Annotated in this window: 15 protein-coding genes; 8 read left to right on the top strand and 7 right to left on the bottom strand. The window is 48.2% G+C overall.

Annotation, left to right across the window (positions count from 1 at the left end):
* Positions 1-17: 17 nt before the first annotated feature.
* Complete coding sequence (locus tag ABD846_RS08850) at positions 18-1,460, bottom strand: T9SS type A sorting domain-containing protein (protein ID WP_344825448.1); 1,443 nt, start codon at positions 1,458-1,460, stop codon at positions 18-20.
* Between the two features lie 58 nt (positions 1,461-1,518).
* Positions 1,519-2,505 (bottom strand): aldo/keto reductase, encoded by a 987-nt coding sequence (locus tag ABD846_RS08845; RefSeq protein WP_344825445.1) that lies wholly within the window; start codon positions 2,503-2,505, stop codon positions 1,519-1,521.
* A 175-nt stretch (positions 2,506-2,680) separates the two neighbouring features.
* Here ABD846_RS08845 and ABD846_RS08840 point away from each other — a divergent pair, with 175 nt between their 5' ends.
* On the top strand, positions 2,681-3,523 hold the full coding sequence (locus ABD846_RS08840) for a dienelactone hydrolase family protein (protein WP_344825442.1): 843 nt from the start codon (positions 2,681-2,683) through the stop codon (positions 3,521-3,523).
* 69 nt (positions 3,524-3,592) lie between these two features.
* Here ABD846_RS08840 and ABD846_RS08835 read toward each other — a convergent pair whose 3' ends face one another.
* Positions 3,593-3,940 carry a 4Fe-4S dicluster domain-containing protein gene (locus ABD846_RS08835; RefSeq protein WP_344825439.1) on the bottom strand — a complete coding sequence of 116 codons (348 nt, stop codon included), beginning with the start codon at positions 3,938-3,940 and terminating at the stop codon, positions 3,593-3,595.
* Between the two features lie 62 nt (positions 3,941-4,002).
* Between ABD846_RS08835 and ABD846_RS08830 the strand changes: the two genes are divergently transcribed.
* The 4 genes from ABD846_RS08830 (at position 4,003) to rpsG (ending at position 6,740) form a co-directional block, all read left to right on the top strand.
* Complete coding sequence (locus ABD846_RS08830) at positions 4,003-4,998, top strand: acyl-CoA reductase (protein WP_344825436.1); 996 nt, start codon at positions 4,003-4,005, stop codon at positions 4,996-4,998.
* A 10-nt stretch (positions 4,999-5,008) separates the two neighbouring features.
* On the top strand, positions 5,009-5,617 hold the full coding sequence (locus ABD846_RS08825; RefSeq protein ID WP_344825433.1) for a rhomboid family intramembrane serine protease: 609 nt from the start codon (positions 5,009-5,011) through the stop codon (positions 5,615-5,617).
* Positions 5,618-5,857: 240 nt separating this feature from the next.
* A complete protein-coding gene (gene rpsL, locus ABD846_RS08820) occupies positions 5,858-6,241 on the top strand; it encodes a 30S ribosomal protein S12 (RefSeq protein ID WP_344825430.1) in 384 nt (127 codons plus the stop codon).
* Positions 6,242-6,272: 31 nt separating this feature from the next.
* Positions 6,273-6,740 carry a 30S ribosomal protein S7 gene (gene rpsG / locus ABD846_RS08815; RefSeq protein ID WP_344825427.1) on the top strand — a complete coding sequence of 156 codons (468 nt, stop codon included), beginning with the start codon at positions 6,273-6,275 and terminating at the stop codon, positions 6,738-6,740.
* Positions 6,741-7,187: 447 nt separating this feature from the next.
* Here rpsG and purT read toward each other — a convergent pair whose 3' ends face one another.
* From purT to ABD846_RS08795, 4 genes are all read right to left on the bottom strand, one after another.
* Positions 7,188-8,351 carry a formate-dependent phosphoribosylglycinamide formyltransferase gene (gene purT / locus ABD846_RS08810; protein WP_344825424.1) on the bottom strand — a complete coding sequence of 388 codons (1,164 nt, stop codon included), beginning with the start codon at positions 8,349-8,351 and terminating at the stop codon, positions 7,188-7,190.
* Positions 8,352-8,371: 20 nt separating this feature from the next.
* Entirely contained in the window at positions 8,372-10,387 is a 2,016-nt protein-coding gene (locus ABD846_RS08805) for a S9 family peptidase (RefSeq protein WP_344825421.1), read from the bottom strand.
* Between the two features lie 29 nt (positions 10,388-10,416).
* Positions 10,417-11,505 (bottom strand): hypothetical protein, encoded by a 1,089-nt coding sequence (locus ABD846_RS08800; protein ID WP_344825418.1) that lies wholly within the window; start codon positions 11,503-11,505, stop codon positions 10,417-10,419.
* A 391-nt stretch (positions 11,506-11,896) separates the two neighbouring features.
* On the bottom strand, positions 11,897-13,024 hold the full coding sequence (locus ABD846_RS08795; protein ID WP_344825415.1) for a glycosyltransferase family 4 protein: 1,128 nt from the start codon (positions 13,022-13,024) through the stop codon (positions 11,897-11,899).
* Positions 13,025-13,123: 99 nt separating this feature from the next.
* Between ABD846_RS08795 and ABD846_RS08790 the strand changes: the two genes are divergently transcribed.
* The 3 genes from ABD846_RS08790 (at position 13,124) to recG (ending at position 18,125) form a co-directional block, all read left to right on the top strand.
* Positions 13,124-14,554, top strand: coding sequence for an oligosaccharide flippase family protein (locus ABD846_RS08790; RefSeq protein ID WP_344825412.1), 1,431 nt, complete (start codon positions 13,124-13,126; stop codon positions 14,552-14,554).
* Positions 14,555-14,603: 49 nt separating this feature from the next.
* The gene (locus ABD846_RS08785; RefSeq protein WP_344825409.1) at positions 14,604-15,914 is read left to right on the top strand and encodes a PKD domain-containing protein; all 1,311 of its coding nucleotides are present in this window, start codon (positions 14,604-14,606) and stop codon (positions 15,912-15,914) included.
* Positions 15,915-16,022: 108 nt separating this feature from the next.
* On the top strand, positions 16,023-18,125 hold the full coding sequence (gene recG, locus ABD846_RS08780; protein ID WP_344827503.1) for an ATP-dependent DNA helicase RecG: 2,103 nt from the start codon (positions 16,023-16,025) through the stop codon (positions 18,123-18,125).
* Positions 18,126-18,241: the final 116 nt, after the last annotated feature.

Below are 18,241 nucleotides of genomic sequence, written 5' to 3'. Positions count from 1 at the left end.
TAATAAAAGAGAATGTCCTATTTCACCAGCTTCAGCGTCTCCACATTTCCCTGACCGAAATTGATATTTACCAGATACATTCCGGCGGGCCAGTTGCGTGCGGGCAGCTTTTCGGTAACTGTACCCTGGCCTCTGCTTTCATGATGATATACTTCCTGTCCCAACACATTGACCACGCTTATGGCAACAGTGTTGCTGCCATTATAGGTAAAGCGCAGCATTGCATCTCCATCCTCAACCACGGGATTGGGGTACACGGAAGCTTGCCGGGCAGACGGTGTTTCTTTAATCCCGGTAAAAGTTTCATAATAATAATTGGTACGGTTGCTGATCGGATCGAAGCCGCCGCCTGAATTCAGGTAATAAGGTATTTCACTTACCAGCGATCCCGCGCCATTGTAGGCGTAATCATAGAAATAGTATACCTCCCATTTTGAGGTAGTGGTATTCCAGCGGAGTGCCCCGGATTGTGTGATCGCTCCTCCCGTGTAGCTGTAATAATAGATGTTGTACGCTCCCCAGTTGCCTGTGCCCGGGTCCCAGTAATACTGCACATATTCCGAAATAATGCCGGCACTGTAGATTACCTCGTTTTTGCTGTAAGGTTCCCAGAGTCCGGTGCCGGTATTCCATCTGTAAATACTGTCATCGGCATAAGGGCCGACAGTTGAAATTTTGTATCCACGGCGCAGCGAATTTACCCAGCTGCCCAGTGAAGTGTTCCAGATCTTTGTGATGCTGAGCGTGGAATCTGTGCCGGTATAACTGATATCTGTAAGAGATTGCTTCGTCCAGGAGCCCGCAGTTGCATCCCAGCGTTCGTTTTGCATTTGTATCAGCAGGTCGGAGGCATCCCAGGTGTAAAGGATGCGGGAAGTATTGACCCAGGTTGTGGTCACGCCTGTTGAAGTCTGAATGGTGGCGGAAGCAATATGTACGCCTGTATACGTATAGCTCGTTTTTTGACGCCCGATCCATTTTGCTGCGTAATACAGCTCGAGCGTGGAGTCCGTAAGCTGCGTTCCCGAATACGTCATGGTGGTTCTGGATGCCGTATCCCATTTGCTGCCGGAACTGTTCCAGCGGAACCGGTAAGTTGCATAAATTTTACCGTCGCCATCAAAATAGTTAATGGTTTTGAGATTGGGTACCGCAGTGCCTCCCGAATTCTGGTAATAGGTAAGCACCGATGCACGGTCGTAACTGATCAGCGGCGCGGGCAGGTATTCAGATTTGGAACTGTTGGTCCAGTTCCATTCCATTGTGGCTGAATCGGTAAAAGTATAACCAGTGCCGCTGTAATAATCGAGCTTGGTCCTGGCAATAAGGCGTTCTCCGCTTGCTGTTGTCTTTGCCGTGTGGGTGGCTCCGGGTGAAAACGGAATCGAGGGGAATTGGGCATATGCCTGATGCATCGTAAAGAACAACAGGGACAGAACTGCTTTCCGTAATATTTTCATATAAGGGTGGAATTAGGTTTGCAAGATATACGATTTTCCTTGCTTCTGTTTTGGATATCTATTGTTTTGTGTCGTTAGCGGGTGGTGCCGGCGAAACAGCCCTTCTTGCACCCACTATGTCTATCGATGAGGATTCCGAGGAAATACGCGCTACTTCTTCAGGAGTCAGGCGGATTGCGGCTGCCGCGAGGTTTTCTTCCAGCCGTTCCATACGTGTGGTTCCGGGTATGGGAACAATCCATTCTTCCTGTGCGAGCAGCCAGGCTAGAGCGATCTGCGCGGGGCTTGCGTGTTTTTCAGCCGCGATGTTACGCAGGTACGCAACCAGCTGCTGATTGGCCGCCCTCGCTTCCTGACTGAATCTTGGTACACGGTTGCGAAAATCTGAAGCGTCAAATTCGGTGTCTGCAGTGATGGCACCGGTCAGAAAGCCGCGTCCGAGCGGACTAAACGGAACAAAACCGATCCCAAGCTCGCGCAATACGGGAAAAACTGTTTGTTCCGGTTCCCGCCACCAGATGGAATATTCGCTCTGTAAGGCCGTTACAGGCTGCACTGCATGAGCCCTCCGGATCGTCGTGGCATCTGCTTCGGAAAGACCGAAGTATTTTACTTTCCCTTCCCGCATCAGGTCTTTAACTGTTCCTGCTACGTCCTCAATAGGTACTTCGGGGTCCACGCGATGCTGATACAAGAGGTCGATCGTGTCAATGTTGAGTCTTTTCAGCGACGCTTCTGTCACTGCTCTGATATGTTCCGGCCGGCTGTCGAAACCAGCATAGGCGTTGGCATTCCGAAATCCGAATTTTGTAGCGATCACCAGTTTGTCCCGGCGTCCGGCTATTGCTTTGCCTACGAGTATTTCATTGGTGAAAGGTCCGTACACTTCTGCCGTGTCCAGGAAATTCAAACCCAGATCTGTCGCCCGGTGTATCAGGCGGATCATCTCTGACGGGTCTTTCGGCTGCCCGTACGCATAGCTCATTCCCATACAGCCCAGGCCCAGTGCAGAAACGATGGGGCCGTTGCTTCCTAATTGTCGCATGTTCATACTTGGTCGTTTGTACAAATATCCAGGTAATTTTTCAGTTCCGCAGGATAAATGCCTGCATAGTACAGCAGTCATATTCCAGGCCGCTATTTTCAGTATTTATTAAATTATTAATTGGCTTTCTTTCGCCCTCAGGAGACTAATTTTGCGCCGTACAATCAACAAAAACATGAAACAATTATTCACTATTTTTTCGCTCGGCGCATGCTTTGCGCTGGCGTCCTGCGGTAACAACGCAACCAAACAAGAGTCGGAAACTCCTGAAGACACCACTCAGGTAACCGTTCACACGCTGAAAACAGAAGAGGTCAGCTACCCGGAAGACACCACCACTGCAAAAAGTTACATTGCATACGAGGAAGGTCATGCGGGTAAACTGCCTGTGGTGATTGTGGTGCCCGAATGGTGGGGCATGAATGAATATGCTAAACGACGTGCGCGCGAACTCGCCGGACTGGGTTACTTTGCTGTTGCAGTCGATTTATATGGCAATGGTAAGGTCGCAGATAATCCGGCAGATGCCAAAGCGTTTGCAACGCCTTTTTATCAGAATCCGCAGCTGGCCCTGGGGCGCATACAGGCAGCCCTTGCCAAAGCATTTTCGTATGAAGTGGCCGACTCTTCCCGTACGGCGGCGATTGGTTATTGCTTTGGCGGCAGCATGGTGTTGAATGCAGCCCGCCTCGGTCAGCCGTTCAAAGGTGTGGTTTCGTTCCATGGCGGACTGGCCGGTGTGCCGGCGTCTCCGAAGCTGACAGCACGTGTGCTGGTGCTTCACGGCGGTGCAGATAAATTCGTGTCTGAAGCCGAAGTGGCGGGTTTCCGTAAGCAGATGGATTCGGTAAAGGCAAATTATATCTTTAAAGAATATCCCGGTGCGACGCATGCATTCACTAACCCGGATGCCACAGAAACCGGTAAAAAGTTCAATATGCCGATCAGCTACAACGGAGCAGCAGACACAGCTTCATGGCAGGAAATGAAACAATTTCTCGGTGAAGTGCTACAGTAATATCTGCAACTTTGCCGCATAAAAAAATCCCCGGCTCCGGGGATTTTTTTTATGCGGTATGAGATTCTGCTACAAGTGCATTTTATCTTTCTTAGCCAGCAGTTCTTCCACTGTTTCACGGTACATTTCATCGGGAACACAGCAGTCTACAGGGCATACGGCAGCACACTGAGGCTCTTCATGAAAGCCCTGGCACTCGGTACATTTGTCGTGAACGATATAATAAACATCATTTGCAACCGGTTGGTGTTTTTCATGAGCTTCGGTAACGGATCCGTCAGACAGGGTATAAGCTCCTTTTACACCTGTACCGTCTGCCATAGTCCATTCCACGCCACCCTCATATATTGCATTATTCGGACATTCGGGTTCGCAGGCACCGCAGTTGATACATTCGTCGGTGATTTTTATAGCCATTGGAGAATATTAGTTTGTGATTTCGGCGCAAAGTTACAATTTCGCAGGAAGATTACGAATTTATGGCCGACCTGAATAAAAAAATTGATGCACTCGTTGCGCTCGGAACGTACATGCATGCAAACGAAGCATCCTTCCAGTCTGCCCGTGAGCATGCCATACACGCAAACTCCTGGTTTACGGACGAACATATAGGTATCGCAGCAGCAAATATCTGCCAGGCATTTCTGGACAGGGAAAAGCTCATCAGCTGGATGGCGCAGTACAAACCGGTGGAGCATCCGGTAACCGTCGGGATTACGATGGCGGGAAATATCCCGATGGTCGGCTTTCACGATTTTTTGTGCGCGTATCTTTCCGGTAATCATGCCAGGGTTCGGTATTCATCCAAAGATGCGGTGCTCATCCCGCACATGATGGAGGTAATTGCCGATACTGACCCCGATATCCGTTCCCAGATCGTTTCTGCTGAACAACTGAAGGGTTGTGATGCCTATATAGCTACCGGCAGCAATAATTCGGCACGTTATTTCGAACAGTATTTTGCGAAATATCCGCATATTATCCGCCGCAACCGTACGTCTGTCGCAATGCTCGACGGATCGGAGACAGAGGAGGAGCTGCATGAACTGGCAAAAGATGTATTCTTGTTTTTCGGACTGGGATGCCGCAACGTCACACAGGTATGCGTGCCGCGCGGATACGATTTCGGAAAGCTGTTCCGTGCATTTGAATACTGCTCGCACCTGATGCATCACCACAAGTACCGCAATAATTACGATTACCATCTGGCTGTGTACCTGTTAAACAAAGTGCCGTATCTTACAAACGATTTTCTGCTGATGGTTGAAAATGAATTACCTTTCTCTGCCGTATCCGTTTTGCATTACCGGTATTACGACGATAAAGATGCGCTTGCAGCGTCACTGTCGGCCAGTGAAGACATACAATGTATCGTCGGTAAGGGTCATGTTCCTTTCGGAAAGGCACAACTGCCGGCTCTGGATGATTACGCTGACGGGGTAGATGTAATGCAGTTTTTGACTCATATAAAATAATCTCAATAAGATGGACATATTTACTATAGGACTATTACTGCTGACGGTCGGGGTATCGTTCTGGGCATTTACCGATGCGCACATTCTGAACAAGCTGATTCTTTATCCGTATGTGATGAAGCGTCCGGCAGAATACTACCGCCTGCTCACATCGGGTTTCATTCATGCCGACTGGACGCACCTGATCTTCAATATGATCACGCTGTATTTTGTAGGCGGATATGTCGAATATTTCTTTGTGCAGACCGGCCAGCATGCGATGTTCCTGCTGCTTTACCTGGCAGGTGTGGTGGTGGCTTCGCTTCCGTCGTTCTTTAAACACCGCAACAATCATTATTATCGTTCGCTGGGGGCTTCAGGTGGTACGTCAGCTGTTTTGTTTTCGATGGTGTATATCAGTCCCTGGACGAAAATCACCGTTTTCGTATTCCCGGTATGGGCGATCTTATTCGCTGTATTATATGTTGCCTATTCCATTTACGCGTCTAAGCGCGGACAGGATCATATCAACCATGAGGCGCATCTCTGGGGTGGGGTATTCGGATTCGTATTTACCTTTATTTTTGATCCCACACACGGCCAGTTGTTCCTGCAGCAGATAATGAATCCGGTATTATAATTCCGGATGCCTGGTTGTGAGTCATTTACCTCCGCTGCCGGTATCGTTGGAATGATATCGGCATAACAGATCAGGCAGGGGAATGCCAAATATGATTTTTTTGTTAATTTTACTTTTGCGGGTAGAATATCATACACAATAATTAAACCCGGAGAAAAAAATAGTTGAAAAAATTTTGTTTGGTTTAAAAGAAAGGTCTTACCTTTGCATTCCATTTGAAATTTACATCAAGAAAGAATAATGCCTACAATACAACAATTAGTACGTAAAGGCCGCGAGCAAATTCGCGCTAAATCTAAATCCCGCGCATTGGATGCTTGTCCTCAGCGTCGTGGTGTTTGTACTCGTGTGTACACAACAACTCCTAAAAAACCAAACTCAGCGCTGCGTAAAGTAGCGAAAGTTCGTTTGACAAATAAAGTAGAGGTTATCGCTTACATCCCGGGTGAAGGCCATAACCTGCAAGAGCACAGTATCGTACTGATCCGTGGTGGTCGTGTTAAGGATCTTCCTGGTGTTCGTTACCACATCGTTCGCGGTGCATTGGATACTGCCGGTGTGAAAGACCGTAAACAAAGCCGCTCTAAATACGGTACCAAGAAAGAAAAAGCAAAGAAAAAATAATTCCTAAATCTGTATAATTCTATAAAAGAATATGAGGAAGGCACAAGCCAAAAAGATCCCTTTAGCTCCGGATCCAAAATTCAATGATAAACAAGTAACACGTTTTGTTAACTGCCTGATGTGGGGTGGAAACAAATCCGTTGTTTTGGGTGCGTTCTATGATGCACTGGATAAAGTTTCTAAAATCACAGGTGAAGACGGTTACGAAGTTTGGAAACGTGCTTTGTCTAACGTTACTCCGGCTGTTGAAGTTCGTAGCCGCCGTATCGGTGGTGCTACCTTCCAGATCCCTTCTGAGGTACGTCCCGACCGTAAAATTTCCCTGAGCATCAAATGGTTGATCCGTTTCTCCCGCGAGCGCAACGGTAAAACAATCGCTGATAAACTGGCTAACGAGATCGTGGCTGCTTCTAAAGGTGAGGGTGGTGCAGTGAAAAAGAAAGAAGATACGCATCGTATGGCTGAGGCAAACAAAGCGTTCTCTCACTTCAAAGTGTAATAGCTGATTCGCTATAAACTGATTTCAATATGGAAAACTCCGGATGTTCTCATCCGGAGTTTTTTTATGCCCTCATATGCTCGTTACTTTATGATCGCTATCATCGGTTTTGTATATCTAAGCGCAAATGGCAGAGAAACCTTTGCCGGATAAATGGAGTAACAAGTAACTATGAAAGCAATCAAAATAACACTTCGAATCATTGCCCTCGTTGGGATGCTGGTCGGAGCCGATTTTATTATCCAACGCTACTTCTACGGCCGATCTATTTTAATTGGGAGCATGATTTTGTTTCTGCTTACCTGCTTTTTTCGTTCGAAGCACTCATCCGGATAGTTTGCAGCAGGTTTTTATCCTGAGCATGGCAACTTACGCCGGAAACTACGATATTGCGCAAAAAAAACAGACCCTCAAAGGTCTGTTTTTATACATGTGACCAGTGTCAATTTAGTCTAACGTTACTTTCGCTGCAGCCTCTTTAGCCCGTTCTACTACCGATGCAATATCCGTACCGGCATCATCATAACAAAGCGCCACTCCCATTCTTCTGTAAGGCCGCGTACTGGGTTTGCCGAACAGACGGAAATCCGTTTTCGGAAGCGATGCAATCGCCGCTAAGCCACTGAAAGTGGGCTGCTCCCCGGTATGATGCGCGAGGATCACTGCGCTGGCACCTGCCCGCTCCAGATGAATACCGGAAATCGGCAGTCCTAGTATTGCACGCAGGTGCAATTCAAATTCATTGAAATTCTGCGTGCCGGCCAGTGTAACCATACCTGTATCGTGCGGACGCGGTGATAATTCAGAAAAATACACGCCGTCCTTCGCAAGGAAAAACTCTACGCCGAATATACCGGCGCCGCCCAAAGCTTCCGTTACCTTTCCCGCCATCATTTTAGCTTCTTCCAATGCCGTAACATTTACCAGTGCGGGTTGCCAGCTTTCCTGGTAATCACCGCGCTCCTGACGATGCCCGATAGGCGGACAAAACAGGGTAGGACCCTGATGTTGCGTAACGGTCAATAAGGTAATTTCAGATTCAAAATTGACAAACGCTTCCACGATCACTTCCACCACATCTCCGCGGGATCCCTCCATTGCATATTGCCAGGCTCTGGCAATATCGGCTTCCGATTTTATGGTCGACTGGCCTTTGCCGGATGAAGACATCAATGGCTTTACCACGCAGGGCATACCCACCTCGGATACCGCCTGCTGCAATGTTGCTTCAGACGTGGCATACCGGTAATTGGCCGTACGCAATCCAAGCTCTTTTGTCGCGAGGTCGCGTATCGCTTTACGGTTCATGGTAAAGTTGGCCGCTTTTGCCGACGGGACAACGGTAATGCCCTGCCGCTCATAATCATAAAAGCGCTCGGTACGTATTGCTTCGATCTCCGGAACAATAAAATCCGGACGGTGCTTTGCCACGATTGCGTCTAAAGCCGCACCATCCAGCATATTGATCACCTCGAAGCCATGGGCAACCTGCATTGCCGGCGCGCCCGCATAACTGTCTACCGCGATCACGGTTTGTCCGATTCGCTGTGCTGCAATCACAAATTCTTTTCCGAGTTCTCCCGAACCCAGTAACAAAAACTTCTTATTCATGTGCCGTAATTCGCTGCGTTTTAAAGGGTTTCTTTCAGCCATCCGAAGAATTCACGTTGCCATACGATTGCATTCTGCGCGCGCATGATCCAATGATTTTCGTCCGGGAAATAAAGGAATTTACTTTTCAGTCCCTTCAGTTGCGCTGCCTGGAATGCCTGCTGTCCCTGCTCGATCGGTACGCGGAAGTCTTTTCCTCCCTGGATGACCATAATCGGAGTGTTCCAGTTCTGCACGTAATTGCTCGGGCTGAATTTATTGTAGCTTTTAGCTGCTTTACCGCTCCAATAGTCACCGCCGATATCCCAGTTGGCAAACCACAGTTCTTCCGTAGTGCCATACCAGCTTTTCAGGTCGAAGAGTCCGCAATGGGAAATAAAGGTTTTGAAACGGTTATTGTGGATACCTGCAAGCATAAATACGCTGTAACCGCCGTAGCTCGCGCCTACGCATCCGAGGCGGTTTTTGTCCACATACGGTTCGCGGCTGATATCATCGATTGCAGACAGGTAATCGTCCATCGGCTGACCGCCCCAGTCCTTGCTGATATCAGCATTCCATTTCACACCCCATCCCGGCATTCCGCGGCGGTTAGGTGCGATCACGATATATCCCTGCGCGGCCATCAGCTGGAAATTCCAGCGGAAAGAATAAAATTGGGATAATGCTCCCTGAGGTCCGCCCTGGCAATATAGCAAGGTCGGGTATTTTTTCGCGGGATTGAAATCCGGCGGATAGATCACCCAGGCGAACTCTTCTTTTCCGTCAGTCGTTTTAATGAAGCGCTTCGTGATTTTGCTCATGCGTATGCTGCTGTACACAGCGTCGTTCTCATGAGAGATCTGGCGCATGGCCCCGTTTTCCTTATCCACCGCAAAGATTTCCGCCGCGTGGTTCCAGTCGGTGCGCGAAACAATAATTTCGTTCTTCGTCTCTCCGACGATTCCCGATATGTCGAAATTGCCATTCGTTACCTGGTCGATCACAGGGAGATTACGGCTCATCAGATTGCCCGGAACCTGTACCTCAAATAATTGTTCCGTGCCTTTCCAGGGAGCAGTGAAATAAATGCTGTTGCCGCTTTCCGACCAGCGCAGACTTCCGACCGTTTCGTCCCATTGCGCCGTCATGTTACGCTTGTAGCCGGTGGCCACATCCATTACAACGACATCATTTTTATCCGCTTCAAAGCCATCTGTCTTCATGCTGGTGAACGCCAGGTAGCGACCGTCGGGACTGAACAACGGGTTCATATCATAGCCCATTATACCTTCTGTAAGATTTACAGTGGTATTCGCAGAAACAGTATAGGCATAGATATCGGTATTGGTGCTGATCGCATAAGCTTTCCCCGACTGTTTTTTACAAACGTAGAGCAGTTTCCTGCTGTCGGGAGACCATACAAAATCTTCCGCTCCGCCATGCGGTTTCTGAGGACAGTCGAACTGTTTGCCTTCCAGCAGATCAGTTGCTGTACCGTCATTACCGACCGGTTTTACAAACAAGTGAGAAAAAGTGCCATTGCCCCAGGTATCCCAGTGGCGGTAATTCAGGTCGGTGTAGATCTGAGCGCTTGTCTTGCTCATATCTTTATAAATGTCTTTCCCGAGTGTCGGTTTAACCAGTACACTTTTGCTGAATGCCAGATATTTCCCGTCGGGAGATACTTTCATATTGTCGGCATCGGGAACGGATGGTCCTATCTTTTCCCAGTTATTACCTTCATCTGTACTGCGATAGAGCGATTGTTCGTCGGATGCATACCATACGGCAGCATCCTGCTGGAAGATATTTTTATCTCCTGCTCCGTTGTAAGACGATTTTTTCCCTCCCGTAACAGGGATAAAATAATTGCGTGTGGTTCCTTTTTCCGTGCTGACATCGTACCTGCGCGAACTGATCAGGACACGTTTCCCGTCGGGACTTACATAACCGGCACTAACGCGATTCAGACTCCATAATAATTCAGGAGTCATTTTTTGTGCATGCGCAGTAGCACAGCACAGTGCTGTGAGGAGTAATAATCTGCTTTTCATTATTGTAAAAAAAAGATTGGATAAGACAATTAATATTCAGTTCCCTGGTAATAAAATTTGAACAGGTTCGTACCTACCTGGTACATGATCACATCATAATTGAGGGACCATGTGTTGTCTCCGGGAGAAAGCGAGCTCGTTACCTCGTACACTTCGCCGTTTGAATACAACTTCAATACATTAGTTCTGTCGAAATACGCGACTGAGTGGTATTGAACGCGGTAGTTGGAGGGCATATAAGGCTCAAGTGTTGTGATGTTACCGTCCTGGAAAACCTTACTGTACCCGCTGGGGTCTGAATAGAGGCAGACGAAATCGGTCACGGTGTAATCGGGGCGGAAATAGCCTATTTTGTACACTTTCCCTTTGTGGAATATGTTGAAATTCCCGTCAACGCTTACATAGGCCACCATATCGCATCCTACGGAATACGAAACAGGGGGGAATGGTTCCAGTATCTGGGTGTTTCCGTTATTAAAAACTTTAAACTGGTTTCCGGCATCGACGTAAGCCACGGTATTGCGTCCGGCTTTGAATGAGCTTACGGGGTAAACTTCCTGTGTAAACAGATTTCCCTGGTAAAAGATACGGAACTGCCGGGCGAAGTTGACATAAGCGGCGATATTGCTCTGAACATCAATCTGTGCGATAGAACTGTCCGCTACAAAACCTTCCATCGGTACCACATTCCCGTTATAGTATGCGCTGTATTGCTGGTTGCGGCCGTCGGCGAATACAATAATGCTGTCTCCTGCATAGAATGCCTGGCAGAGACGTGTGAGATTTTTGATCTGGCCCCGGTCGAACACATTCAGGGAAGTGGCATTCAGATAGGTAACGATGCAATCGCTGGACTGGTATCTGTTCGTAATTCCGGCAGTAATTTTCTGAGCACCACCTCTGTAATATATTTTAAAATTCTGTGAATTGTCGATATAAGGAATGGCAATACGTCCTACCTTCACCTCCATCGGCGGGAGGTAATCTATTTTCCTGATGACGCCGTTGTCCCATACCATTACCTGGTTTTGAACATCTGTATAATAGGATAATGGTTGGGCTTTAGCGGAAAAACCAAATGTCAGGCAGGCGAGAAGGGAGGCTTTGCAAAGGTTCATGCAGGAAATTTGAGACAAGATAAGTTTTTTTTAGCAATTCGACATCCCGAAGAAGACTTCAGCCTGCCAGTAAAACGAAAGCACCAGCAGTGGATAGTTGATTTTTAGGGAATAGTGGTTTCTGATTTATTTAATTCATAAGAATGACATTGCTAAACCCAATCGTATTTTGAAAATAAAAAATTTGATTTTTTATTCATTTTTAGCGTCCGGTTTAATAAAAATTTTATTCGGTGTATTTCCTGAAAAAGCTTTTTTTCTCGGCCCGGAACCCTTATCTTTGTGTCAAGTTGTGAATTTAATGGGTTAGTAAGTGAGCCGTCCTAATATCTATTAGGATGGCTTTTTTCTTTTCCGGAAACGCTGATTTTTTCCGCTGGCATAAGCGGGTTTACTGATTCCTGCACAACAATATGTTTTCCCACAGCACATCCGCTGCTTTTTCCCAGGTGTATCGCGCCGCCTCTTCTTTTGTTTTTGAAACAAGTTGTTCTCTCAGTTGCTCATCCCGGTACAGCATGCTCATCTTCTCTGCTATATCGTGGTAATCGTTCGGGTCTGCGATCAGTGCTGCTGCGCCCGCCACTTCAGGCATACTTGATGTGTTGGAAACGATTGCGGGTACACCACACTGAAACGCTTCCACGATCGGTATACCGAATCCTTCGAACAGGGAAGCATACACCAATGCATATGCTCCTGCAGTCACGCGTGCGAGTTCATCTATTTCCAGATAGCCCGGCCATACTACGTCTTCTTTGAAGGGCATGTGCTCTTTCATATCGGCCACCTCTGCATAATTCCATGCGAGTCTGCCCACAATCACAAGTTTCATGTTGCTTCCGTTCCGCTTTTTGAAACGGATGAAAGCTTTCAGGAGATTCACAACATTCTTACGCGGATGCAGTGCGCCGGTGAACAGGAAATACTCACAGCCCTGCGCATATTGTTGTTTGATCTGCTCGCGTTCCTGCCAGGAAACCGGATGGTAGGCATCATGAGCGGCATTGTTGCTTACCGCAATTTTATCCGGGTTGATGTGATACCGGGATGCGATATCCTGCTTGGAAAATTCGGAAACGGTAACAATCCGTTTTGCCTTGCGTGCAAACTTTGGCGTGAAATGTCTGAAGTAAATACTATGGCTTTTCTTCTGATGATCGGGGAAATGCTCAAAGGCAAGATCGTGGATCACGAGGCAGGTAGGCACTTTTGTGGTCATCGAGGCAAATCCGTCGGGACTCAGAAATACATCCGCTTTGTACTTGCGGAGCACATAACTCACGCTCCAGTCCAACCATAAATAGAACAGAACCGGATGCCTTGCCGGAGGACCGATCACTACCGGTGTTACGTTCTTGCCGAAAATAAATTCATCGGAGTAGGGTCTGTCGAAGATGAAGATAAACTCGTGTTCGGGATGTCTGGCCGCAAGAATTTTCAGCGTCTGGTAACTGAACCATCCGATCCCTTCCAGTTTTCCTTTGAGCAATAATCTTGTGTTTACGGCTATCTTCATAATAATATTGCGTGCAAAAGTATATTTTTACTTCCTGTTTTCTTAGTACTTGTCTTAATCCTTTCTGAAATTATCGTGAGCCGGCAACTGGTCAAAAATGTGTTATTCGTACTGTTTGTCAATCTGCTCATTAAAGCGGTCTGGATCTTCCTCATCGACAGGAATGTGCAGATCCGCACAGGTTATGAACAATACGGGTCTTACCAGGCGTTCTTCAATCTGGGTTTGATATTTCAGATATTGCTCGATTTCGGACTCACTCAATACAGCAGTAAGAAAATTGCCGCGCATCATACCCGTATCCGCTATCTGTTTTCGTCTATGCTGTGGCTTCGCATGATACTCGGCGTTGTGTACCTCGTCACCGTTTTTGCGTTTGCGTGGATGCTCGGATACCGGCAGGCGCAGTTGTACCTGCTTTCCGGAGTGCTGGTGATACAGTTGCTGAATTCCATGCTGGTATTTGTAAGAAGTAATATCGCGGCCTTACAATACTTCAAGACAGATGGTGTGCTGGCTGTTGTGGATCGCCTGCTGATGATCCTGGTATGCGGGTCGCTGCTGGTATTGCCGCAGGTGGCCGGCGGTTTTCGTATAGAGTGGTTTGTATGGACCCAGATTGGCAGCTATTTCGTTGCGCTGCTGGTGGCATTTATTGTTCTGATCCGTATCGCGCCGTCAAAGATTCATTTTTATTTCCGGCCCGGTCTGTTCCGGTCGGTTGCGCGCGAGAGCATGCCTTATGCATTACTGGTGTTGCTGATGTCGGTGTATATGCGCTCCGATACGGTGATGATTGAACGGCTTTGCGGTGCGCAGGGGAAATACCAGGCGGGCTTATATGCATCTGCATTCCGGCTGCTGGACGTATGTAATATTTTCGGACTCATGTTTGCGGGGGTATTACTGCCGGTATTTTCAGGGATGATCGCACGGAAAGAGGCCGTGGCTCCGCTGCTGCGGCTTGCAGTAAATATCATGATGCCCGTGGCATTCACCGCATCGGTTATCGCCTCATTCTGGAACGCAGATATCATGAATATGCTCTATCATAAGGGTATGCATGCCGGGGATGGAATGTTGTTCGCGGTGCTTATGTGGGCATTTCCGCCGTACTGTCTCATGTACATCTATTCAACTTTACTGACAGCGAATGGCAGCACCCGTCAGCTGAATGCGATCTCTGCGTTTATTGTCGTGCTGAACCTGTCGCTGCATTACCTGCTTATAAGGCATTTCCTCGCTTTGGGCGCCGCGTGGACCGTATTGATTACCGAGTGGCTGGTGGCTGCCTGTGTGATCATAGCGGCGCACCGCACATTTGCCCTTCCGCACAATCTTCGCTGGATAGCCACGCACCTTTTGTTCCTGGGTACCCTGGCCGCGCTGGCTGCAGTTGTACGGCAGTTTATCCCGCAGTCGCTGCTTGCGATCGCTGTTACACTGGTTTTCAGTGTGTTGCTGCTGTTTGTATTTCGTTTCTGGACAATTTCTTCATTAAAGGCTTTAATGAGCCGTCGTGATGCGTGAAGCATCTGACATTTTTATTAACTTTGGAAGAAGTCTAAACGAATCATTCATGAAATTTACCTTTACACTCCCTAAAACAAAATCCGCTACATCGGTCGGATTGATATTGCTGGCATTGTTGTCAGCGGGCCCGATGCAATCTCATGCGCAGATCAAAAAGAAACTGCGGGCTTTGTTTATCGGTAACAGTTTTACCTACTACAATACGATGCCGTTACTGGTACAGGATATCGCCAACAACATGGGTGATACTCTGTTGGTAGACTCCTACGCTCCGGGCGGCTATACGCTGGAGCAGCACAGCACGGATGCCACCACACTTACCATGATCATGAAAGGCGATTGGAATTTTGTGGTGTTGCAGGAGCAAAGTCAGCGCCCGGCGTTTCCTGATGCGGATGTCACGGCAGATGTTTACCCTTATGCACATGTGCTTGACAGCGTTGTGCATAAATTCAACAATTGTGGCCGTACCGTTTTCTACCGTACCTGGGGGTACAAAAACGGAGATGCAGGCAATTGCCCTACCTATCCTCCCGTGTGTACTTATAAAGGGATGGACAGCCTGCTTGCGCGACGCTACAACCAGATGGCTGTAGATAATAAAGGTATTGTTGCCGCTGTGGGCGATGTATTCAAGCAGATCATTTCCACTGCGCCAGCTATCGAATTATACGACGTTGATAACATGCACCCGTCTGCTGCAGGAAGCTACGCGGCCGCTGTTACTTTTTATACCGTGTTCTTCCGTCAGAATCCGATGATGATCACGTTCAACTACTCCGTTCCTCCGGGCGATGCAAGCGTGATCCGTCAGGCCGTTTTTAATGTTGTATATAAAAATCTGCCGCTCTATTATGTAGACAGTTATGATCCTGCTGCAAATTTCACAGCCAGTCCTACCGGGTTGTCAGTTGTGTTTAATAGTTCAGGCACCACTAACGCTTCTAATTATTCCTGGGATTTTGGTGACAGCAAAACGGATGTTACCGCCAACCCCACACATGTGTACACTGCCGGCGGTACGTACACTGTGCGACTCATTGCGGATAACTGCCTGATCGCAGATACCATTACCAAATCGGTTACCGTTTCCGGAACAGCGATCAAAGAAGCGGGACTGCTCGCAGGAGTGACGGTGTTCCCGAATCCGGCATCGGGAGAAATCAGCCTGCAATTACCGGTGCCCGCCCAGCAGATCTCCGTGGAAATCAATAATACGATGGGACAAACTGTTTTGTCTCAGCATCTTTCATCCGATAAAATAAATATCCGTTTCTTAAGTTCGGGTATGTACTTTATTCAGGTGCGCGATAACGTATCCGGTGCGTACACCACACTGCGTTTTACGAAAAACTAAATTGAAATATTTTAAGGGAAGCCTCGCTCAAGCGGGGCTTTTCTGTTTGAAGGGAACAGAGAAAGCAATTCATTTTGCTATTTTTGCGTTTCTGAAAAGTGTACTGTTATCAATAATCAGGGAGACATATTAAGCACGCCTGTCGGCTACCTGAAGGGAGTGGGACCTCAGCGGGCCGAGCTTCTGAAGAAGGAGCTGGAGATAGTCACCTATGAGGATCTTCTGAATCATTTCCCGTTCCGCTACTACGATAAGACACGCATTACAAAAGTAGCCGAAATACGTCCGGACACAGAATATGTGCTCTTGTCCGGTAAGATCGTAAACCTGTTTGAAGAAGGGCAGGGCCGTAAACGGCGGCTTTCGGCGACTTTCTATGACGAAACGGGCAGTATCAGTCTGGTCTGGTTTCAGAATCTCAATTGGGTCACAAAAAATATCGAGGATTATGGACAGTATGTTGTGTTCGGAAAAGTGACTGATTTCAATGGCAGCTATTCGATCACACACCCCGAAGTGGAGCCACCTTCCGCAGCAGGCACGGCTCCCGGAATGCAGCCGGTTTACTCTTCCACGGCGCGACTTACCGCTATGGGTATCAGTAACCGTTCGTTTGCAAAGCTTACCCATGCGCTATTCAGTAAAATAACACCGCAGGCTATTCCGGAAATATTACCTGCATCTATATTGCAGGAATACCAGCTGATGCCACGTGCCACGGCATACCATCAGATTCACTTTCCTGCGGATGAACTGCAGCTGCAAAGGGCGAGATTCCGTTTAAAATGGGAAGAACTTTTTATCATGCAGATGCAGATAGCCAACCTGCGCCTGCAACACACGGTTCAGCCCGGTTTCCTTTTTACGAAAGTGGGGGAGTATTTCAACCGGTTTTATAACGAGAGTCTTCCGTTCGATCTTACGGGCGCACAGAAACGTGTACTGCGGGAGATCAGAACCGATACCACCACCGAACTGCAGATGAACAGGCTCGTGCAGGGGGATGTGGGAAGCGGAAAAACCGTTGTTGCGACGATGAGTATGCTGCTCGCGCTGGACAACGGCTTCCAGGCCTGCCTGATGGCTCCCACTGAAATTCTTGCACGCCAGCATTACCAGAGCGTTTCGGAGTTGCTGGAGCCTATCGGTATTAAAGTCGCGATTCTTACCGGAACGGTTAAAGGTAAAGACCGGAAGGCAGTGCTGAACGGACTTGCGGATGGCAGCATCCAGATCGTGATCGGAACGCATGCACTGATTGAAGACAGCGTGCGCTTTCATAATCTCGGAATCGCGGTGGTCGACGAACAGCACAAATTCGGTGTGGGACAGCGTGCGCGCCTGTGGTCGAAAAACACGAGGGCTCCGCATATACTGGTGATGACCGCTACTCCTATCCCCCGTACACTGGCAATGACTTTATACGGCGACCTCGAAGTCTCCGTGATCGACGAACTGCCGCCTGGACGAAAGCCGATCAAGACCATTCACCGCCCGGACCGGTATCGTGCGCAGGTAATGGGATTCTTAAAAGAGGAGATTGCCAAAGGGCGGCAGGTGTACATTGTGTACCCCCTTATCGAAGAATCGGAAAAGATAGACTACGAAAGCCTTATGGCAGGGTACGAGCAGGTGAAGTCATGGTTTCCGGAACATCTGTATAAAATAGCGATGGTGCACGGACGGCAGGATCCGGAAGAGCGGAAACGCAATATGGACCGGTTTGTAAAAGGCCAGGCCCATATCCTTGTAGCCACCACTGTGATTGAAGTGGGCGTAAATGTGCCGAATGCGAGCGTTATGCTTATTGAAAGCGCTGAGCGTTTCGGGCTGTCGCAATTGCATCAGTTGCGCGGAAGGGTGGGGCGTGGAGCCGACCAGTCGTTTTGTATCCTGCTTACCGGCAGCGGCATTTCGAAAGAAAGTGCGGAGCGCATGCAGATTATGGCATCGTCTTCAGACGGCTTTGTTATTGCTGAGAAGGACCTCGAAATGCGTGGTCCCGGCGACGTGTACGGGACAAGGCAGAGCGGCGTGCTGAAACTGAAAGTCGCCGATATTGTCAAAGATGTGCAGATCATGGAGCAGTGCCGGAATGCGGCCAGTCTTATCGTTCGCAATGATCCCAAACTGCTGTTACCTGCGCACGCTGCTTTGCGCGAAGCATTGAGAGCCGCGGCAGGCCAGTCGCACTGGAATAAAATCAGCTGATCGGTAAAGTTTTTTTTCAATCTCGTTTTTCCGGCGTCCTGAAAGGTGTCGGTTTTCATCTGTTTACTTATTGACAATTAAGCGTTTACAGGCACTATTGCTGAAACGCATACTTT

The sequence above is a fragment of the Rurimicrobium arvi genome, from assembly GCF_039540495.1.
Taxonomy (GTDB): Bacteria; Bacteroidota; Bacteroidia; order Chitinophagales; family Chitinophagaceae; genus Rurimicrobium; species Rurimicrobium arvi.
Note: the sequence above shows the minus strand (reverse complement) of the source record. Positions and strands in the feature narration are given on the sequence as shown.